11 protein-coding genes are annotated in these 16,644 nt (G+C 73.4%); 2 read left to right on the top strand and 9 right to left on the bottom strand.

The genetic code is table 11. From position 1 onward, the window contains the following. Positions 1-62: 62 nt before the first annotated feature. Together WMF22_RS21980 and WMF22_RS21975 are read right to left on the bottom strand one after the other, a co-directional pair. Positions 63-461 (bottom strand): PEGA domain-containing protein, encoded by a 399-nt coding sequence (locus tag WMF22_RS21980; RefSeq protein ID WP_438036913.1) that lies wholly within the window; start codon positions 459-461, stop codon positions 63-65. Between the two features lie 192 nt (positions 462-653). Beyond that, positions 654-1,040 (bottom strand): VOC family protein, encoded by a 387-nt coding sequence (locus WMF22_RS21975; RefSeq protein WP_437300988.1) that lies wholly within the window; start codon positions 1,038-1,040, stop codon positions 654-656. Between the two features lie 283 nt (positions 1,041-1,323). On the opposite strand from WMF22_RS21975, the gene WMF22_RS21970 reads away from it, so the two are divergent. Continuing rightward, positions 1,324-3,156: a M2 family metallopeptidase gene (locus tag WMF22_RS21970; RefSeq protein WP_438036912.1), complete on the top strand. Its 1,833-nt coding sequence runs from the start codon at positions 1,324-1,326 to the stop codon at positions 3,154-3,156. A 16-nt stretch (positions 3,157-3,172) separates the two neighbouring features. Here the strand turns inward: WMF22_RS21970 and WMF22_RS21965 are convergent, their stop codons facing one another. The 5 genes from WMF22_RS21965 to WMF22_RS21945 form a co-directional block, all read right to left on the bottom strand. After that, positions 3,173-3,994, bottom strand: a complete 822-nt coding sequence (locus WMF22_RS21965; RefSeq protein WP_438036911.1) for a GNAT family N-acetyltransferase — start codon at positions 3,992-3,994, stop codon at positions 3,173-3,175. Between the two features lie 287 nt (positions 3,995-4,281). Then, the gene (locus WMF22_RS21960; RefSeq protein ID WP_437300985.1) at positions 4,282-4,827 is read right to left on the bottom strand and encodes a hypothetical protein; all 546 of its coding nucleotides are present in this window, start codon (positions 4,825-4,827) and stop codon (positions 4,282-4,284) included. Between the two features lie 439 nt (positions 4,828-5,266). Then, positions 5,267-6,568: a cytochrome P450 gene (locus WMF22_RS21955; RefSeq protein WP_438036910.1), complete on the bottom strand. Its 1,302-nt coding sequence runs from the start codon at positions 6,566-6,568 to the stop codon at positions 5,267-5,269. A 277-nt stretch (positions 6,569-6,845) separates the two neighbouring features. After that, positions 6,846-7,199 carry a hypothetical protein gene (locus WMF22_RS21950; RefSeq protein ID WP_437300983.1) on the bottom strand — a complete coding sequence of 118 codons (354 nt, stop codon included), beginning with the start codon at positions 7,197-7,199 and terminating at the stop codon, positions 6,846-6,848. Between the two features lie 779 nt (positions 7,200-7,978). Next, positions 7,979-8,665 (bottom strand): DUF1349 domain-containing protein, encoded by a 687-nt coding sequence (locus tag WMF22_RS21945; protein WP_438036909.1) that lies wholly within the window; start codon positions 8,663-8,665, stop codon positions 7,979-7,981. A 94-nt stretch (positions 8,666-8,759) separates the two neighbouring features. Between WMF22_RS21945 and WMF22_RS21940 the strand changes: the two genes are divergently transcribed. Beyond that, positions 8,760-9,269: a hypothetical protein gene (locus WMF22_RS21940; protein WP_438036908.1), complete on the top strand. Its 510-nt coding sequence runs from the start codon at positions 8,760-8,762 to the stop codon at positions 9,267-9,269. 19 nt (positions 9,270-9,288) lie between these two features. Here the strand turns inward: WMF22_RS21940 and WMF22_RS21935 are convergent, their stop codons facing one another. Together WMF22_RS21935 and WMF22_RS21930 are read right to left on the bottom strand one after the other, a co-directional pair. Next, the gene (locus WMF22_RS21935; RefSeq protein WP_438036907.1) at positions 9,289-13,902 is read right to left on the bottom strand and encodes a HEAT repeat domain-containing protein; all 4,614 of its coding nucleotides are present in this window, start codon (positions 13,900-13,902) and stop codon (positions 9,289-9,291) included. Between the two features lie 44 nt (positions 13,903-13,946). Beyond that, entirely contained in the window at positions 13,947-15,413 is a 1,467-nt protein-coding gene (locus tag WMF22_RS21930; protein WP_438036906.1) for a hypothetical protein, read from the bottom strand. Positions 15,414-16,644 lie beyond the last annotated feature (1,231 nt).

Below are 16,644 nucleotides of genomic sequence, written 5' to 3'. Positions count from 1 at the left end.
GCCCATCCCGCAGGGGAGATCTCGCGCTCCTCGCGCCCGAGCACGCGTTCGCTCTCCTGACGCTACTTCTTCTCGCCCTGCTTGTCGCCCGTCGCGCCGCCGCTCGCCTCCACGAGGGAAGGTGGCGGGTCCGACTGGACCGTCTTCGCGTCGCCGGGCTCGAGCGTCACCATCATGGTCCGGTTGCCGCGCTCCGGGTCCACGAACGTCACCTCGTGCGAGCCGGGCGCGACCTTGCGCCCCGAGATCGGCGTCGTCCCGATGGGCTTGCCGTCCAGCAGGATCTCGGTCGGCTGCGCGGCGATCACGTCGAGCATCGGCGCGTCGTCGAGCGGGGGCTCGGGCTCCGGCTCGGGCTCGGCGGCGATCGGCGCCGGTCGCGGGGGCTCCTGCGGCGGCGTCGGGGCGCCGCCGCAGCCGGCGATGGCGAGGGTGACGAGGAGGGTGGAGGTGCGAAGCATGGACCCAAAGCTAGACAGGAAACGCGCGGGAGGAAATGGTGAGGTTGACCTTACCGCGCAGCGCTCCGCCACGGCGCGCTCGCTGCGGCCCAGGCAGGGCGCGCAGGCCCACCGGGGGGATCCCCACCGAGACGGCGGCGAGCCTCTCTCAATCGAGGAGGGGCTCTTTCCCCCGATCGAACGATCGCCCGGTCATCCGCCGCCGCTGCCGTAAGGACGGGTGATGATCTCGAGGAAGTGCCCGGCGGGATCGGGGAAGTAGACGCCGCGCCCGCCGTCATGGTGGTTGATCTCCCCGGGGTGCTGCGCTCTGGGATCGGCCCAGTACGGGATCTGGCGTTCGCGGATTCGACCGAAGATCTCGTCGAACTCGGCCTCGCTGACCAGGAAGGCGAGGTGCTGGGAGCGGATCTCGCCAGGGGTGTCGATGAAGTCGAGCGTGACGTCGTTATCGAGCCGCACCGTCAAGAAGTGCCCGAACGGCACCGGCGCCGAGAGGCCCAGGATCTCGGTCAAAAAGGTGGCGGACGTCGTCTTGTCCCGCGCCGGGACGATGGTGTGATTGAGCTGGACGGCCATGCTCGCTTCCTCCCTTTCATGGGCGGTTGCCCATCTCCGGCGGATCTTGAGCGATCTCGCGGCGAGAGGCCACCTCCAGGCTGGCGCGATGACCTGGATCGAGCGGACTTTGCCGCCTCTCGGCCCTCGCCGCCGCGCGCCCGGGAGGATTGCTGGAGCCGGCGAGCGGCCTTAGGAGCCCCACCAGGATCGCGGCGCCGAAGCGCACCCCGCGCCCTCTGCGCGTCCGGGGTGGAGGGACGGTCGTACGCCGGAGCTGTCCGCGATCGAGGAGCGGCGAGAAATGGTGCGCATTCCGATGTTCGTCGTCGCGTTGCCCTGCAGCATGCTCGCGCTCACGGCGGCCTGCTCCGACCCCGCCCCGCCCACGCCGCCGCAGCCCGCCACCGACCCGGCGGCGGAGGAGGCCGCGCGGTTCATCGAGGCGGCCGAGGCGGAGCTGCATGAGCTCAGCACCTTCAACAACCGCGCGGCGTGGGTGGCGGCGACGTACATCACCGTCGACACCGAGATCCTCGCGGCCGCGGCGAGCGCGAAGCTGCTCGGGGTGCAGGCCGATTACGCGAAGCGGGCCGCCCGCTTCCTCGACCTCGATCTGCCCTATGACGTCCGCCGCCGGCTCGAGCTCCTGCGAACGTCCCTCACGCTCTACGCGCCCGCCGATCCCGCGAAAACGAAGGAGGTCGCGACCATCGCGTCGAGGCTGGAGGCCATGTACGGAGCGGGCAAATACTGCCCCGCGAGCGGCGAGTGCCTCACTCTCGAGGACCTGAGCAGGACCCTCGCGAAGAGCCGCGACCCCGAGGAGCTGAAGCGGGCGTGGGTCGGCTGGCACACGGTCTCTGCCCCCATGCGGGCCGATTTCACGCGGCTCGTCCAGCTGGCGAACCAGGGCGCCCGCGAGCTCGGGTTCAAGGACACAGGCGACGCGTGGCGCTCGAAATTCGAGATGCGGCCCGGCGTGCTGTCGCGGGAGGTCGATCGCCTCTGGGGGCAGGTCAAGCCGCTCTACGACGCGCTCCACTGCTACGCGCGGGGCCGGCTCGCCGCGAAGTACGGCGAGGACGTCGCGCCCGGCAAGGGCCCGATCCGGGCGGATCTGCTCGGCAACATGTGGGCGCAGGACTGGAGCAACCTCTACGATCTCATGGAGCCCGAGGGCGCCGCGCCGATCTACGATCTCGACGCCGCGCTGCAGGCGAAGGGGTACACGCCGATCGAGATGGTGAAGACGGGCGAGCGCTTCTTCGTCTCGCTCGGGTTCGAGCCGCTCCCGGCCACCTTCTGGGAGCGGTCGCTCTTCGTCAAGCCGGCGGATCGCGACGTCGTCTGCCACGCGAGCGCGTGGAACATCGATGACGAGGAGGATCTGCGCATCAAGATGTGCATCGAGATCACGGCCGGCGACTTCCAGACGATCCACCACGAGCTCGGCCACACCTTCTACCAGCGCGCGTACAACCACCTGCCGCTCCTGTACCGCGACAGCCCCAACCCCGCGTTTCACGAGGCCATCGGCGACACGATCGGGCTCTCGGTCAGCCCGGAGTACCTCCAGCGGATCGGGCTCGTGGACCAGCTGCCCCCCGCCTCCAGCGATCTCTCGCTCCTCCTCCGCGAGGCCCTCGGCAAGATCGCCTTCCTGCCGTTCGCCGTCTCGGTCGACCGGTGGCGCTGGGGGGTGTTCTCGGGGGACATCCAGCCGGAGGGATACAACAAGGCCTACTGGGAGCTCCGGAGGAGGTACCAGGGAGTCGTGCCGCCGGTGCCTCGCTCCGAGTCGGACTTCGATCCTGGCGCGAAGTACCATGTGGCCGCGAGCGTCCCGTACATCCGGTACTTCTTCGCCCATATCCTCCAGTTCCAGTTCCACCGCGCGCTCTGCGAGGCAGCGGGGTACAAGGGGCCGCTCCACCGCTGCACGATCTACGACAGCGACAAGGCCGGCGAGCGTCTCCGGCGGATGCTGGAGATGGGGCGGAGCCGCCCGTGGCCGGAGGCGCTCGAGGTGGTGACGGGATCGCGGCGGATGGATGCGGCGCCGATGCTCGACTACTTCGGGCCGCTCAAGGACTGGCTCGATCAGCAGAACCGCGGCAAGACGTGCGGGTGGTAGGCGGGGGCGCGCGGGATCAGGCCTGCGGCGGCGGCAGGTAGTCCGCCGGCGGCGTGTAGAAGGCGAAGCGCGTGACCGCGTGGTAGCCCATCACGTCGTACACGGGCCGCCCCAGGTCCGTCGCGTGGAGGACGGTCTTCTGGGCGCCGGTGGCGCTCAGCGCGTCATCGAGACAGCAGCGCATCACCGCCTCGGCGTAGCCTTTGCGCCGGTGCTCGGCCGCGGTGGCGACGAAGCCCACGTACCGGATCCCCGCCACCATGAACGTCGCCGCGCAGCATACCGGCTGGTCGCCCACGTAGCCGACCCGCCCGAACGCCCGGTCGTCCCACAACGCCTCGTGGGCCAGGGCGGCGCGCCCGGTGGGGAGCGGGAGGCCATAGGCGACGGAGTTGAGATCGGCGACGGCGGCGCGCGTCTCGGCGTCGCCCACGCGCCTGAGCTCCAGGCCGGCGATCTCCCGCCGCGGGGTGGGGAGCGCGCCGGCCACCATGCCCATGATCGACACCGCAGGTTGGAAGCCGAGCCCGGCCAGGAGCTCGGCGGCCGCTTCCGCGTCGCCGCCGGGCGCCCAGCTGTCGGACAGCGCGAAGAACCAGGGGACACCGCCGGTCCGGGCGAGCTCGGCGCCGATGCGCGCGCGGCGCTCCAGATCCGTGAGGTTGCCGGCCGGTGAGGAGAGCGTGGCGATGTTGAGCAGGGCCATGCCCGTGCCCGAGAGGATGACGGAGACACCGTCCGTGTGCTCGATCCGGTGGCCGGGGAGGCAGCGGCTGAAGTGGATCCAGGCGGCCAGGAACTGCGCGTTGCACTCTGCGATCTCGAGCGGGTCGGACATGGGAGACCTCCTCTGGACCGAGATATACCGGGCCGGGCGCCCGGCGATCGAGCTTTCGCCGTCGCGCGCGCGGGCCCCGCGGCGCTGCCGTGGCCGTCGGCTCGGCAGCAGCGGAGCGCTCTCGCCGAGCAGGATGATCCGATCGAACCTGGCGGATCAGGGCGCCGGATGTGACGAAGCCAACGCGAAGGTGCCAGTCCCAGAAGGACGCGGACCTCGGGGCGGAGGTGCGCCGACGGGCGCGAGGGGGCCGAGGTGAGCGCCGCTCGTTCCCCCCTCGGGCGGCCTCACGGCTCGACCGACCCCAGCGTGTGGCAGTTGTTGCACGAGAAGTCGCCATTGCCGGTCGTGGGGTCGTACTGGACGCGCTGGAGCAGGCTGGCCATCTCGGGCACGACCTTCTCGAACATGAAGGTGCTCCACTCCGCGCGCTCGGGGTGCTCCGGGTCTTGCACGTACTCGAGGAACCCCTCCTCGGTGTCGGGCAGCACGGCGATCGCCGGGCTCGGCATGGCGTAGGCGCGCGTGGGCCCGTCGGCGCCGTGGCACGTCGCGCAGTCCATGGTCTCGAACGCCGGGTCGTACGCCACGAACACCTCCTTCATCCGCGGCAGGACGTCGCTGTTCATGTACGCGACGCGCTGCTCGAAGTTCATGTCCTTCCACGCGGTCGGCTCCGGATCGCTGGAGCCTCCCGCGCCGCCGCCCCCGGTCAGCTCCGGATCGCTGGAGCCTCCCGCGCCGCCGCCCCCGGTCAGCTCCGGATCACTGCCGTCCTCCGCGCCGCCGCACGCGGCGACGAACAGGCACGCTGCCATCGAGACGCGCCTCACGACCGCGCTCCTCGTCCGGCGATAGGAACGCGGCGGCGCGTGTTCCGGCCGCTCCCGCGCTGCCTTCGCGTCATTGGTGGCCGGTTCCGCGGTGATCATGGATCGCATGTCGTATCTCCTCTCCTGGGTCGTGCTGGTTCGAAGCGGGTCGTCCGGACGGCACTGACCGGATGCGCCCTGGTTCTACCGTCACGACGAACGGGCGGGCCCGAGATCGACACGCTCAGCGATGTTTTTTTGCTGCCGCCATCTGTCGACAACTGCTTGAAACTGCTGGGTCAACAGCGCGCCATTGCGGCGAGGCTCAACGTCGACTGAAGTCGCCCGACGCCGACTGATGTCCACTGACGCCGGCTGATGCCCACTGACGCCGGCTGATATCGGCTGATCTCGACGGACGCCGATCGGGGCAGGGGTATGGATGCTTTCTTCGATCCTCTCACGAGGGCGGCGCCGCGCCGAGCGTCACCGGCACGGCCGTGGGCTTGCGGAAGAACAGGCTGGGCGCGTAGCTCGGCCGCGCCGCGGCGGCGAGGCGCAGCCCGGGGAACGCCGCGCGCAGCGCCTGCACGGCGCACCTCACCTCGATGCGCGCGAGGGGAGCGCCGATGCACGTGTGGACCCCCCAGCCGAAGCCGAGGTGCCGCCCGCGCGGGGGGGCGACGGGGCGGGTCACGTCGAACCGATCCGGGCTCGGGAAGACCGTGGGGTCGTGGTTGGCGGCCCCGAAGAAGGCGAACGCCGTGGCGCCCGCGGGGATCTCGACGCCGCCGACGACCGCGGGCGCCGTCGCGCGCCGCGGCTCCATCTGCACGGGCGCGTCGATCCGGAGCGTCTCCTCGATCGCCGCCTGGAGCAGCGCCGCGTCGCCGCCGATGGCGTCCCAGAGCGCGGGCGCCTCCAGCAGGCGGAGCACGAGAGAGCCGATCAGGCTCGCGACGGTCTCGTAGCCGGCGAAGAACAGGACGATGATATGCGAGATCATCTCGTCGACCGACAGCGGCGCCTCGCCGTCGACGCGGGCGCCGATCAGGGCGGTGATGAGGTCGTCGGCAGGCTCGGCGCGGCGCCGCTCGATGAGGGCGGTCAGGTAGCGCTCGTAGGAGACGAACCGCCGCGCCGCCTCCACCTTTCGCGCCGTGTCGGCCGTCGGATCGTAGAGCGTGAACCGCTCGTCCTGGCAGGCCCTGAGCAGGGGCGCGTCCTCGAGCGGTATCCCGACGAGGGCGGCGCTCATCTGCAAGGGGAGCGGGAAGGCGAGCGCCTGCATCAGATCCACAGGGCCGCTGCCCGGGTCCATGGCGCGCACCAGCTCGTTTGCGGCCCGGGCGATCGCCGGCTCGAGGGAGGCGACCCTCGCCGGCGTGAACCCCTTGGAGAACAGCGCCCGCGCGCGCGTGTGCCCGGGAGGGTCGTTGTTGAAGAGCGCCGGCGGCAGCTCGTACACGCCCTGCTTGAGCTCGGCGATCACCTCCGGCGGCAGATCCGGCGGCAGGTCGAGGATGTGCGCGGAAGAGAACGCGACCGGCTCGCGGAGCACCTGCGTGAGCTCGGCGTGGCCCGTGACGAGGTAGGCGGAGAACGCCTCGCTGTAAGCGACCGGCGCCTCCCGGTGCGCCGCCTGATAGAAGGCGCGCGCGGGGTCGTCGGCATAACCCGGCGAGAAGGGCTGGAACAGCGCGCCGACCCGGCGCGCGCTCGCGCCGGCCGGCGTCCCCTGAGGGGTGTTCTCTTCAAGCATCGGCCCCGAGGCTACCGGGTCCGGCGAGCGAGGGAAACAGCCCGGGAGATCGGCAGAACGCCCGCCCGAGGAGGGCGCTCGGCGCGCAGGCGCAGACGAGGACCGCGGCGATGGTCATGCTCGCGGCGCGGCGCGCCGAGGGGCCAGCGTGCACCACACGAGGTGCTCGCGGTGCCGAGGGGACCGCGACCGCCCTCGGCGTCGCCTCGATCTCGACCAGGCGGTTCACGCTCGGCCGAGCCGCCCCGCCGCGCGCGTCCGCCTGATGGGATGGGACCTAGAGGTCCTGGAGGGAATCACATCCGATGCTCCTGCCGAGAGAGTGGCAGGAGATGGCGGTCTCCGGCGCCAGGTCCGGGCGATGGATGTTGGGAGTCCGGTAACAGGTGGACTGGTCATTGCCGACGATCAGATATGCCCACCGCCTCCCCGTCGGGGTGGGGCCCGACATCGTGCAATCGAGCCTGCTCCCTGCCACGAACCCGGTCACGATCGCTTGCTCGGTCTCGCCGGCTTCTTCGCTGTCGACCGACGGATCCATGGAACCCACGCAGGCGGAGCCGGAGACGCAGACGAGCCCTGTCACCAGCGCCATGCCGAGCCAGTTCTGGAGATTGCGACGATTGCTCATACTTCCCCTCTTTCTACGACGTAGACTCGTTGCCGACGACGGAGACTCGTCGCGGTGGAGCCCCGGTGGTCACCGTTCGCGAGCCTCGTCGGATTCACGAGCAAGAGCTATGCTCGGGGCGTCTGTCACCCGACGCTACAGCGTCACTGGCTTGACTTCACTTGACTTCAGATATCGAGGCATCTCCGCTCCCGGGGAAAAATCGTGCGACAGGGACACGGAGAACGTCACGAGAGCCAGGGAAACGAGCGACATCGAAGATGGATACGATCGCCAGGGACACGGAGCCTGGCGACAGGACATGGAGAACGCCGCCAGGGACACGAAATCGAGCGACCTGGATGTGGAGATCCTGGCCAGGGACACGATCAGCGCCGACAGCGAACTACGGAGTTGCCGGCAGGGACATGCGGACCGCCGTCAGGGCCGAGGTATGGCGTGCCAGGGACGACGCACGGCGTGCCAGGGACAAGACGCGGCGTTGCCAGGGACAAGACGCGACGCGCCAGGGGACAGGACGCGGCATGCCAGGGACAGGACGCGGCATGCCAGGGACAGGACGCGGCGCGCCAGGGACAGGACGCGGCATGCCAGGGACAGGACGCGGCATGCCAGGGACAGGACGCGGCATGCCAGGGACAGGACGCGGCGCGCCAGGGACATCCGGGCGCGCCTTCGCCTGTCCCTGGCGCCGCCGTCACGCCGGCTCTTGCGCGCTCATGGGCGCCGCGGGGGAGCGCGCAAGACGAGGCCGCGCGCGCCATCGCGCGGCTCGCGCTTCACAGCACGTGCGGGAGCGGCAAGGCGAGCCCGGTGAGCGGCGGCATCTGACCGGCGCGCGCCAGCGCGTCGCCGTACACGGCGTCTCCGCTGCGGAGGTCGCCGAGCCGGCGCGGGGCGAAGCGGATGTCGTCGAAGACCGCTGTGCAGCCGTCGCCTGCGGGCGACTGGGCCGAGAAGCCGACGGCGAGCTCCGCCGTGCTGCCCAGCGAGAAGCTGCGGACGAGGCGCCATGTCGTCCCGTCGGTGGAGGCGTGGAACGCGCACACCCGCCCGAGCCGCGAGACGCGCAGCCAGACATGATCCGCGTCGACCTCGAAGGATCGGCGGTCGTCCGACAGGCCGCGGGTCACGACGGAGACGACCGTCGGGGCGCCCTCCGGCGAGAGCTCGAAGCAGAGCTTCGCCCACGAGCGCTCGTGCGCCCAGAGGAGCAACACGCCCGCGTCGTGCACCGCCGAGAAGCCCACCGTCACCCGCGCGCTGGCAAGGAAGTCCCCGTGCGGCGTCCCGAGCAAGCGCGGCGCGTTCAGCGCGCCCCGCGTGCGCTCCGGATCGAGGAACAGGTCGGTCTCGCCGCCCGCTGTGACGGTCAGGCTCGACGCTTTCGCGGCGCTCCAGCTCCTGGGCGGTACCTCCCAGCGGAGTGGTGTGGGCCACGGCGTTAGGTGCACAGGTTCGCTCACCTCGTCTCCCTCCCCTGCATCGCGTCGATGGTACCGGAGTGTGCTCCTGTGTTGTCGTGGAATCGTTTCGGTGTGTATGGAGGATCTCGGTTCTATGCGAATTACCGTCCTTCTGATCTCCTGCTGCTCGGTTGGAATCCTGGCAGGGTGCTTCACCTCGCGGAAGGGACCGCCGGAGTTCCTGCTCGGCGCGAGGGCGGTGCGCACATCGCCTGGTGGTGATGGTGACCGGGACGAGAACGCCAGCACCGGGGTCACCGGCACCGGCTATGCGGACGCAGCGGCCGCCCTCGCCAGTGCGGCCGGGTCGACCGTCGCAAACCGCGCGTTGTACGATACCTGCTACGCGGCGTGTCCAACCGGGACGGCGTGCGACGCCGCCACAGGGATGTGTTTGCGGCAGCCGTGCGGGGGGAAATGCCCGGCCGACTACCGCTGCAAGGTCGTCGAGGGGAAGGAGGCCTGCGTCCTCGGCGAGCCCGACCGCGGCGTCATGTCGCCGCCGGCCGCGCCCGGGGCAGGGGAGCTCGGGCCGGGAGCGGCGCCCGGGGATGCGCCGGGGCCGCGCATCACCGGGGATGCGCCGGGGCCGCGCGTCAACTGAGGAGCGGCGCCCCGCGCGATCACCGCCCCTCGATCCGCCTCATCACCTCCGCATAGACCTCGCGCCGGTCCGGCCGAGCGCGGCCCAGCGCGTCCTTGAGCGCGGGGAGCGCCGGCGCGCCCACGTGCCCGAGCCCCTCCGCGGCCGCGCGGCGGACGACCGCGTGCGGGTGCAGGAGCAGGCCCACGATCGCGGGGAGCGCCGGCGGCCACGGCGCAAAGCAGAGGATCCGGATCGCCGAGCGGACAACGTCCGGCAGCGGGTCCGAGAGCAGCGCGCACGTCGCGCGCAGGTAGGCGGCGCGATCGACCGCGTCGCGGAGCAGCCGGTGCGCGTGGAGCCGCACCCGGGGGCGCCGATCGCCGAGCAGCTCCACGAGCAGCGCCGCGAGCTCCCCGTCGGGCGCCCCGGCCAGCGCCGAGAGCGCCCGGCGCGCCTGCTCCGCGTCGCCTGCGCGCGCGAGCCGCACGAGCTCCTGCCGCGACAGACCTCGGTCGCTCGCCTCGGGCGCCTGCGGCTCCGGACGCGCGCGCAGGGCCTCCAGCGCCCGCGCGTCCTCGGCCGCACGTCCCCCTCCGGGCGGCCGGAGCGGGCCGTCGTCGAGCGAGAGCCGCCCGGCCAGATCGGCGCGCCCCTCGGCGCGGAGGCGCTCCACCACGGCCGCGAGCTCCGGCGTCCGGAGCAGCCGCTCCCCCGCGACAAGATCGAGGTAGCCCCACGCCCCCTGCCGGAGGCGATCGACAAGCCGAGCCGCCCGCGCGTCGGGCGCGACGCGGCGGATCGCCTGGGCCGCCGCCGCGCGCGTCGCCGGCGCGCCCGACTCCCACCACGAGAGCAGCTGCGGGAACAGGCGCTCCGCTTCCGGCGGCATCAGCTGGGCCGCGAGGCGCGCCGCGCGCTCCCGGCGCGCCTCGTCGGCCGGGTCGCCCCGGAGCTCTTCCTCGGAGAGATCGAGCAGCGAGTGCGCCAGGGAGGGCAGCCCCGGGCGGTCGACGCCGTGCACGTCGCCGCGCAGGTAGGCCCGCAGCACGGCGGCGCGGGCGTCGGGCTCCGGCCATGAGAGGAGCGCGACGGCGGCGTGGGTCCGGAGCTCGGGCGCCGGCGCGGCCAGCACCGACAGCAGGCGCTCGCGGAGCGCGGCCGAGCGCGGCTGGTCGAGATCGAACGGCCGGGGCACCCGCGCCTCGCCGCTCGGCGCGGCCGCCTGCTCGGCGAGGGTCCAGGGCGGCGCGCCGATCGGCTGGAGCGACTCCATCCAGTCGAGCAGCGCCGGCCGCGCCGGCTCGGCCGCGGCCGGGAACACCTCGATGAGCGCGGCGAGCTGCGCGCGCGAGCCGAGGCCGCCGCGCGGCCCCGCCCTGAGCGCCGCGAGCGCCGCCGGCTCCAGCGCCGCGGCCCGGAGCGCCGCCCGCCACGCGGCCGCGCCCCCGGGATCCTCGCCATCACCCGCCTCGGCCGTCACCCCGAACGCCTCGCGCAGGATCGCCGGCTCGGCCGTCCACGGATCGGCGGCGGCGCGCGCCATCGCGAGCGCCTGGTCCACGTCGGCGCGCCCGAGGATCGCCCCGCACCCCCGCAGGAGCGCGAGCGGCGATCGGCGCGCCCCCGGCGCCGGCGCGAGCCCGCGCACGCGCGCCGCGACGCCGAGCGCCTCGGCGCGCGCGAGCTCGGGCGCCGCCTCCTCGAGCAGCGGGAGCAGCCCGTCGCGCAGATCGGCCGCCGCCGCGGCGAGCCCGTCGAGCAGGACCGCGGCGTGCCGGGCGTACAGGCGCGCCTCGACGGGCGACCACGGGGCGGTGGACGCGCGGACGAGCAGCCGGAGCGCCGCGTCGCGCAGCGCCGGCTCGTCCGCCGCCAGGCGGAGCCACTCCGGCGCGAGCTTCCGCAGGGCGGCGAGCCACCGCTGCGTCAGCGCCGCCTGCCGCTCGAGCAGGCGCCGCGCCGTCGCGTCGTCCCAGCCGTCGCGGGCGAGCGCGGCGGCGAGCGCGTCCGCGGCGCCTGGGGGAGGCGCGGCGCCCGGCCGCCCTCGCACGCGGGCGGGGAGGCCGTGCGCCTCGATCTCCACGGCGAGCTCGTCGGCGGTCCCGGAGGCGAGGGCGATCTCGCCGTCGAGCACCCGCTCGAGCAGCCGCGCCGCCGCGGCCGATCCCTGGCGGAGCCCGCTCCGGATCGCCTGGGCCGACAGCTTGCCGCTCAGGGCGTCGAGCAGCCGGTCGCGGGCGCGCTCGTCCTCCACCGCCCCTGCGGCGGCGAGGATCGTCGCCTCGCAGGCCGGTCCGACGATCGCCCGCAGCGCGGCCTCGAGCGCCGCGCGCAGCCCCGGGTTGTCGTGGCGGCCGAGCCAGAAGACGAGCTTCGGCGCGGCCTCGGGCCCGCCCGCCCGCGCCAGGGCCTCGGCCGCCGTCTTCTTGATGCTCATGTTCGGGTGATCGAGGCACGCGGCGATGGCGGGGCAGGCCCAGCGCGCCTCCATGCCCCCGAGCGCGCGCAGCGCCTGCCTCGCCGTCTGCACGTCGCCCGCGCCCGTGAGGAGCGTCAGGCTGGCCGAGAGCGCCTCGGCGCCGTCCTCGGCGAGCAGCGCGATCACGCGCTTGCGCACGCGGGGATCGCGGTGGCGGAGCAAGCGCGGGACGCGCGAGCGCGCGGCCTGACCGCGCGCCGAGCGCAGCAGGTCGACGAGGAGCGCGCGCTCGCCCGCGGACACGCCGGGCCGGTCGAGGAGGTCGAGGGCGAGGCTCGCGAGCAGCGCGTCGCCGGCGGCGCTCTCGCTCGCGGCGTCGAGGAGGCAGACAGGCCTGATCTTCCGGCGCTGGTGGAGCCGCCGCCCGAGGCCGCGGATCGCCTCCGCGACATCGTCCGGGATCGCCGGCTCCGCGGGCCGCGCGGGGCCCCGGTCGAGGTCGCGCTCGGGCGGCTCGGCCGGCCCGCCGGGGGCCCACGCCGCGGCCTGGTCCGCCGCGATCCGGAGCAGCAGATCGGCGATCGCCGGCAGGGCGCTCGCGTCGCCCGCGCGCGCGAGCGCCCTGAGCGCGTCCGCTGGCGTGCACCGCTTCACCGCGCGCTGGAGCACCGCGAGCTCCGCCGCCTCGGCCCCGGCGAGGTCGGCGGCGATCTCGGCCGGCAGGTCCCGGGGGTTCAGGCGGGCGACGAGCGCGCGCCGGTCCGCCGGATCCTCCGTCAGGTGCCAGAGCAGCGCCGCGGCGCGGTGGCGCTCGCCTCGGAGGTGCGGCGCCGTGGCCGCGCCCGCGCCGCCCTGGCCCAGCGCGGCCCGGAGCGCCTCCGCCGTGCGTGGGCCGCCGATCGCGGCGAGCGCCTCCAGGGCCGCGGCGGGCGCGCGCGGCAGGGCGGCGAGCACGTCGTCCTCCGCGGCCGCGTGGCGCAGGGCGCCCAGCGCGCGCAGGAGGGGCGCGGGTGATGGCGCGTCGCGGAGCTTCTCGGCGAGCGCGTCGCCGAGCGGCAGATCCGCCGCGCCCTGCCGCGCCATGGCGACGATGATCTCGGCGCGGCGCGGCCAGCTCGCGTCGCCGCCCGGCGCCGCGGCGAGCGCCGACAGGAGCGCGCGGCGGCAGGTGAAGGCGATAGCCGCGACGTCCTCCGCGGCGATCGTGGGATCGGCGAGGGCGAGATCGAGCAGGGCCGCCGCGTGCTCCGGGGCGGGGAAGTGCCCGCGCCGGTGCAGCGCGCGCAGGCAGGCGATCGCGCTCGGGCCGAGCAGCAGCGGATCGCCCGCCGCGACGCGCAGGATGGCGCCGACGTCCTCGCGGGTCGCGTGCTCGCCGAGGAGCGTGAGCGCCCGCTGCCGGAGCCGCGGCGGCGCGTCCTCGCGGGAGACGAACGCGCGGAGCGCGGCGCCCTCGCCGTGGCGCGCCGCCGTCTCCAGCGCGGCGGCGGCCACCTCGGGGGCGCCGCCGAGGAGCTGCCCGAGGCGCGCGCCCGGGAGCGGCGCGCCGGCGAGGACGGCCCAGGGCGCGGCGAGCTCGCGCAGCGCGCCCGCGACGATCGCGGGCGCCGCCGCGTCGAGCAGCGCGGCGAGCACCGCGCGCGCCTGCTCGGGCGCGAGCAGCGCCGCGTGCAGGCATCGCCGGGTGAGGTCGAGCGCCGCGGCCGCGAGGACCGGATCGCGGCGCGCCGCGAGCTCGGGGAGGAGCGCCTCGGGCGCGGGGATCTCGGCCGGATCGAGCGCGTGGAGCGCCTGGTAGAGGAGCTCGCCGGCGGGCTCGCCGCGGACGGCCTCCGGCCGCGTGAGGATCTCGGTCCGGAGCCACGCGACGCGAACGGCGGCGGGGAGCGAGGCCTCGCGCCACGCCGGGAGGCGCTGATCCGGGAGGGAGGGCCACAGCTCGCTGTAGAGCCCGGCGAGGAGCAGCGCGACCTCCGGCGTCCTGTCCAGCGTGCGCAGCGTGCGCGGGAGCAGCGCCGCGAGCTCTCGCCGCCCTGCGCTGCCCTCGCGCCGGGCGTCCTGGGCCATCCGGGTGAGCCCGAGGTACCGCACGCGCTCGTCCTCGTGCTCGACGAGCTGGCGGAGCACCTCCTTGCTGCAGCGCGCTTCACCGACGTGCTCGACGTGCTCGGCGAGCCACCGCACGTCCGCGCGGCGGAGCGCCGCGGCGAACGTCTCGTCCAGGTGCACCATGGCGGCGCCATCGTAGACCGGCGCGCGGCGGCGCGGCGCCGGAGTTACTCCGACGGCCTGCTCCCCGTCACGGCAGCGCGCGACAGATTCAACAGCGCCTTCGCGCGCGAGTACGCGATGTACGGGTTGTCCGTGGAGCCGCCGAGATCGTCGGCGTCTTCCCCTGGGCCCTGCGCCCTCACCGGGAGCCAGAGGTAGTCGGGGTGCATCGACTTGCCGTTGATGCCGTTGACGAGGGCGGGGTTCCTGATCCACTCGCCGCCGATCACGGCCAGCCGATCGTCGAGCTCGAGCACGTAGTGGAGCTCCACGTTCATGAGCGGGATGTTGCGCTGCGCGGGGGGCTGGAGGAGCTGCTCGGGGCTCACCTCGTCCGAGACCATCCCGTAGCGCCCGCTGACCCGGACGAAGCGCCTCGCGTACGGGTTGAACCGGTAATTGTAGCAATCCGCCCCCTGGAACCCGCCGTTACAGACGAGCCGCGCTGCCTCCTGCGCGCTCACCTCCGCCATCGCGTCGATGGCGAACGACGTGACCGGGTAGCTCCACACCTCGCGGTGCCAGGTGTAGTCGACGACGAACGCGCGCCGCGCCCGGGCGCTGGACGTCGAGCTGATGGAGCTCGCGCCCAGCCCGAGGAGGCCGGTCATGGCGATGTGCATCGTCCCGGGGTTCAGGTCGCGGCACGCCGGATCGACGGGCCTGCCGTACTGATCGCGCTGGACGAGGTCCTCCCGCGCCTCGCAGCGCCGCCCGGACACCGTGGCCGAGTCGCTGTGGTACACCTCGGTCATGAGCGCCTCGATATCGGCGGTGCGGAACAGGATGCACCCCGTCTCCACCGAAGCGCACGTGGTCACCTGGCCGCCCGAGAGCTTCACGCGGATGTCGCGCTGCGGCGGCCCGCCGTCCTCGGCGACGACGTAGGCCGCCCAGCCGTTGCAGTGTCCCCACCAGTACTCCGGGGTCACCCCTTGATACAGGCCGTGGTGCTTCAGCTCCCAGTACGTCGTCGGCCCCGCCACGCGCGTCGCCCGGGGAGCGCGCAGCCCGTCAGCCCGGCCCATCTCCAAGGTGATTGCGCCCGCGGGTGCATCGAGGGACCGGCCCTGTCCCGCGTAGAACAGGAGATCGTACTTCTCGGCCGGCGAGAGATTGTCTGGATCGGACGTCAGATCGCCGTAGTCCTTGACCGCGGAGTTCCACCGGTCCGCGATGCCGTTCCTGTTCTGCGGCCACCACTGCGAGGCGAAGGGGCCCGTGGAGTGGCCTTGCAGCAGGCTCGAGTTCAGCGCCACGTACGACCCCCTGAGCTCCGGATGCAGGCTCGTGGGCAGGTTCGCGCCGTCGATGGCCTCTCGCGTCCCGGTCAGCGGGATGAGGAGCGAGTGCGAGCCGCCGAGGATCTGCCCGGTCTCCGGCGAGAAGCCGAGCACGTACGGAATCGATCCACCCTCGATGAAGCGCGGCGTCTCCGGCCGCGCGCCGCTCTGTATCTGCAGAGCGGCCACGCCTTCGCGTGGCGGCTCTTGCTGATCCAGGTCCACACAGCCCAGCGCGAGAACCGCTGAGCCCACCGCCATCGCTCCGATGCGCATTGTCATGGCCGCTCCCCCCGACGCCTACCCTGTGCCACCTGGGTCGCCGGTGTCTGCAGAGGTCAGGCCAGCGGAGAGGAGGATGCGTCGCGCAATCGATGCACGCGCGCGGCACGCACGCGCAGCCGTGCTGCAGTGAAGGTCTCGTTAGTCCTTTGCGTACTCCTTTGCGTGCGGGCGCATGCGCTCCAGACGGCCGATGGTGCGCTCGCGCGGCTCTGGCCCGCGCACGGAGAGCGTCCACGGCGGGCTCTCGCCCGGGAGGGTCTCCTGCGGCGTCACGTCCTCGTGCGAGCCGAGGTCGTGGCGGGCGAGCTCGGGCCCGGCACGCGGCGGGCGAGCTCGGGCCCGGTACGCCACGCCGGGCCCGGCGGACGGCGCGCCGCGCGCAGCGCCAGCGGACGCAACGTCGTCCTCGCGCCCTGGGCGGTTCTGTCGTCCGGTGACATGGCGGGCGGCCGGTCCCTCGGACGTGTCTCGACGCCGCACCGGGCGGCGAGGCGCGGCGAGGTGCGCGAGGCGGCGAGCAGGGCGAGCCGACCGATGCGGCGCCGGCACGCACACGACCGAGCGCTCGAGGCCATCTGGCCGCGGATCGCGCCCGTTGACACCCCCATGAAACATAGATAAGTTCACCGTCGCACGTCGTCGGAAACGCCGGCGGAAGCCGACATCTTGAGCAGCGAAGCCGCTGCGCCTCCGGATCGCTCATCAGGCGGCCGAGGCAGGTCGGCAGGATCGACCGAGTCGATCCAGTCGAAGGAAAGGGTTGACAGGTTCGAGGCAGGCCGTTAGAAGGCCCGCCCCGAGCTGAGGACCAGCAGCTGAGCAGCGGAGACGCTGCGGCTCTGGGCCGCTCGCTTGACCGGTCCAGGCCGGTCGGTGAGCAGGGCGACCGGGCGACTTCAGCGAGACTCCCCGGGAGTCCGTTCGAAGGGCCGGGTGATCGAGCAACCCGGTCAGCGAGTCGATCTTCTCGCTCGAACTTCTCGAAAGAGAACGCGAGAGAAAGGGTTGACAGGTTCGAGGCAGGTCGTTAGAAAGCCCGCCCCGAACCGGCGGATCGGAAATCGAGCAGCGGAAGCGCTGCCGGCCCGGGCCGCTCGGTTGGTTGTTGTGGAAGTGGTTGTGACAAGTCGGCCTT

This window comes from Sorangium sp. So ce204 (assembly GCF_051526795.1).
Taxonomy (GTDB): Bacteria; Myxococcota_A; Polyangia; order Polyangiales; family Polyangiaceae; genus Sorangium; species Sorangium cellulosum_B.
This window is presented reverse-complemented; position numbering and strand designations above follow the sequence as displayed.